This is a genomic window from Trebonia sp. (assembly GCF_049794275.1).
Lineage (GTDB): Bacteria > Actinomycetota > Actinomycetes > Streptosporangiales > Streptosporangiaceae > Trebonia.
The window spans coordinates 1-3684 of the sequence record NZ_JBARCR010000716.1 but is presented as its reverse complement, the minus strand read 5'-3'; the positions used below and the strand labels follow the sequence as shown (position 1 = coordinate 3684).

Below are 3684 nucleotides of genomic sequence, written 5' to 3'. Positions count from 1 at the left end.
TTCGGCGACGCGGACGATGCAGACGACGGAGACGGCGAGCCCGGCACGACCACGGCGTCGTAGTCACTTGGTTAGTCTCTTGATCTTGATTCGCGAGTTCGAAAAATCTCGCTGAGCTGGAGCCCCGTTACGGAATCGAACCGTAGACCTTCTCCTTACCATGGAGACGCTCTGCCGACTGAGCTAACGGGGCTTGTCGCGTGTAGAGCATAGCGCACTCGGCTGGTGCTCTTACCTTCAGTTCCGGCCCAGGGCCGTCTTACGCCAGGCGATCTCACCTATCACTCGCAGCTCTTGTTTCACTAAAACTAACACTGTACGGTGATGGCCGTACAGAATGCGCCTTGCTTAACGTACGCACTTCAGAGCTCGCGTCACATGACAGCAGGAGGAATCATGACAGGAAGGATCACGACCAGGATCGCGGCGGTGCTCGCTGCCGCGATAACCATCGCCGGAGCCGGTATCAGCGCGGCCAGCGCCAGCGCATCCCCGCTCCCGGCCCACAGCGCATCCGCCCTTCCCGTCCGCGCCGAGACCGACAACGGGACCACGTGGACGCTCTATCCCGGTCAGCTCGGCGCCAGCACGGGCACCCAGGCTGGCTACGCCGACGCCGGCGAGGTCATATCGCTCGGCTCGGTCGCCAGCTTCGGCGGTATAACCGCGAAGGGCTCGGCGAACCTGTCAGAAAACATCTGGATCACCGACGGCAGCGAGGCCACCGTGCCCGGGACGCACCAGCTCAGCACGCCCGTCGACTTCTCCTACGGATTCCAGCAAACCGGGGACACCTACTACATGGACTCGGGCCCGTACGCGGGGCAGACCCTCACGCTTGCTCAGGTCAAGACCGACTTCGCAGGGCACAACGTGCTCGCCTGGGTCGGCATCGATTCGGCAGGAACCGCCGACAACGGCTACATCATCTCGGTTAACGGCCGGCCGCTGCCCGCGGTGCTCGGAATCGTGCCGTCCGGCGGCAAGGTGACCGCGTTCGCTATATAAAGGCCAACAGCGCAAAAAGACGCGGACCCCCAGCGTTCATAGGCTGGGGGACCGCGTCTATGCGAACCATTGACTCGGCACCCTCAGCCAGGAGGCGCTCTGCGTTTTCACCCTCGGTACTGCCTGCCGATGCGACGCACTGTGACGATGGCAGGTCCGTGACGTTGACGTGGGCCAAGGCGAAGCGTTGCTTAAGGAGCACCATCACGCAACCTGGGTGTTAACTGGCACCTAGTTAACCCTGTATAGCCGTGCCCTATGGCAAGAACGCCCATAATCAAACAGCGACATACATTACTCAGAGTGACAGATGTCCGTGACAGTCGGCCTTCCAGCACCGCTGAGGTGGTCAGATCATCCGTGTTAGGGCGTGATCGCTCGCGGACGGTGGGTAGGAGTGGACTAGCACTGGGCGCTGTCGTTGGTGTCCAATGGGGGCGTACGGCACGAGCACGGCATACCACGAACAGCACGGGCAGGGCCTTTCATGCGGATCGCGCACGTACAACCGGTGGTGGTCGGCGTCGTGACTGGGGGTGTCCTGGTCGCGGCGGCTTCGGGGTTCTCGCTGCCGCGCGTCGAGCTGACGGCCGCCGTCGCCGTGTCTACCGGGGCCGTCCAGCAATGCCAGCCATTGCCGCTGTCCACTTCCTCGCCAACCGCGACGCCCACGCCAACCGGGACTCCCAGCGGCTCGCCCAGCCCGCAACCGTCCACGAGCGATCCGACCGCGACCACCTCCGCCACGGCTACTCCGACCGCGACCGCCTCGAAGTCGCCGACCGCGAGTACGGATCCCTCGCCCTCCGCGCACACCGCGACTGCCACCACTAGTCCATCGGCGTCTTCGAAGGCATCGACGTCGGCCAAGCCGAGCACCACCACGGCCACCGCCAAGCCGACGGCTAGCTCCACCCCGGCGCCGACCAAGACCTCCAGCGCGACCGCGACCGCGACGAAGCCCTCCGCGACGCAGACTCAAACCGAGACGGCCAGCGCCACCTCGAAGGCCACCACGTCCGCGACGCCAACCTCGTCGGCGGCGATAGCCGACCCGGCAGCCAGCAGCAGCCCCACCGCGTCCGCTACCAGCCCCACGGCTCAGCCCGGGCAGGTCAGCCTGTGCGTCGCGGTGCAGCCCGCCAAGTCCAGCATCCAGCGCGGGCAAACTGCCCTATGGACAGTGACCGCCTGGGCGCAAGGCGGCGACGTGCCCGACGCGACCATCCGCCTGACGGCCGCACCCGCGAGCTTGAAGCCGACGTTCAGCTTTGGCTGCGGCAGCCACGACGGCAGCACGTCGTGCGATCTCGGCGCGCTGGACGCGAAGTCCGCCCGGCGCCAGCTGCAGGCGAAGATCGCCGTGGCCGCCTCCGCGACCACCGTGACCTCGGTCCGTTTGACGGCCACGGCCAGCGCGGCGGGCCTGACCACGGATCCACGGGCATCGGCGACCACGTCCGTGACCGCCGCCAGCCCCGCCCCGACGAACTCTGCCGACCCGAGCGCGCCGGACGGCACCGATGTGGCCCCGCTGACCGCCGGCAACCTGCCATACCTGCCTAGCGCCAGTCCGGTGCTCAGCCCGGGCGGCAACGCGGCGGGCCTGTTCCCGGCGCTCACGCCATCGGCGGATCCGCCGGCGGCCAAGCAAGACCCGCAGAAGACCCAGGCAGTCGCGAACACGTCCGCGCTCCCGCAGGGGGCACCTGTCGTCGGGGCTCAGCTGGCCGGCCTCGCGGTGCTCGCCCTGGCGTTCCTGCTCGCGGTCGCCAGGCTGACGTTCCGCAGGCGCCCAGCTCCCGCCCAGAGCGGCCCCGCGTCACCTGGGAAGCCCGCAGAACCGTCGGACCCGCCAGGCGAGCCGCCAGCTCAGAGCTAGCGGACGGGTTTGTGGCCTGCCTTTCGATAGCGCTGAAAGTTTGGCCGCCTATGACCGGTCAAACTTTCAGCGCTAACTGGATCTTGGAGCCAGTGGGTAACGCTGCCAATGCCGAGGTCGTACGTTGCTTCGATCGAGGCGGCGTGCTGGGGTGGCACTTCCCACCACAGCAGGCCGAAGGCGCCAATCGGCAGACTGACCGCCGGGGCTAGCGCGAAGTCTCGCCGGGCGAGGTTACTTCGCGTAGAGCTCGAGGCTCGGGCGCACCGCGTCCAGGGTGGTGGCGAGCTTCGCGGTGCTCATCGTCGGGGACACCAGCGCGCCGAAGCTATCGTTGTCGAACCACACGCACATCGCCACGCCTTCGCCGTTCAGTTGCCTCTCGGCGCACACGGCGTCGCCGCCCAGCGACCCGGCGGGCACGACCTTCGCCCCCGGATAGCTCTGCTCGAAGCTAGCGACGGACGCGCTCGGCGAGGCACCGGCCAGCTTGCCGCCGACGAACATGAAGATCTGCGCGTTGGCGCCTGCCGCCGCGTTGCCCTGCTCGTACACCGCGGAGACCAGGTTCGACGCCTGCCCGGAGCTGGACTGCATCACGCTCTGGCTCAGCGAGTCGACCTTCATCTGCTTTTCCAGGTTCGCGCTGCGGGTGAAGCCGTCCGCCTGGTTCGGCGCCACGACCGTGTGCGCGGGGCCGCCGGGCCCGGAGTGCATGAACTTCACCAGCACGCCGCCGATCGCGCCGGCCGCGACGACGGCGATGGCGCCGAGCGCCATCCACTGGCGGCGGT

General features: G+C 67.5%; 4 protein-coding genes and 1 tRNA gene. 2 read left to right on the top strand and 3 right to left on the bottom strand.

Annotated elements, in window-relative coordinates; genetic code table 11:
* Positions 1-117: 117 nt before the first annotated feature.
* Positions 118-193: transfer RNA gene (locus tag WA805_RS19030), tRNA-Thr, on the bottom strand.
* A gap of 203 nt (positions 194-396) precedes the next feature.
* Here WA805_RS19030 and WA805_RS19025 point away from each other — a divergent pair.
* The gene (locus WA805_RS19025; RefSeq protein ID WP_424561076.1) at positions 397-1008 is read left to right on the top strand and encodes a hypothetical protein; all 612 of its coding nucleotides are present in this window, start codon (positions 397-399) and stop codon (positions 1006-1008) included.
* A 402-nt stretch (positions 1009-1410) separates the two neighbouring features.
* Here WA805_RS19025 and WA805_RS19020 read toward each other — a convergent pair whose 3' ends face one another.
* Positions 1411-1938, bottom strand: a complete 528-nt coding sequence (locus WA805_RS19020) for a hypothetical protein (RefSeq protein ID WP_422288708.1) — start codon at positions 1936-1938, stop codon at positions 1411-1413.
* A 253-nt stretch (positions 1939-2191) separates the two neighbouring features.
* Here WA805_RS19020 and WA805_RS19015 point away from each other — a divergent pair, with 253 nt between their 5' ends.
* The gene (locus tag WA805_RS19015) at positions 2192-2890 is read left to right on the top strand and encodes a hypothetical protein (protein WP_422288707.1); all 699 of its coding nucleotides are present in this window, start codon (positions 2192-2194) and stop codon (positions 2888-2890) included.
* Positions 2891-3124: 234 nt separating this feature from the next.
* On the opposite strand, the gene WA805_RS19010 is transcribed toward WA805_RS19015, so the two are convergent.
* The coding region (locus WA805_RS19010; RefSeq protein WP_425243005.1) for a hypothetical protein at positions 3125-3684 on the bottom strand (560 nt) is incomplete at its 5' end.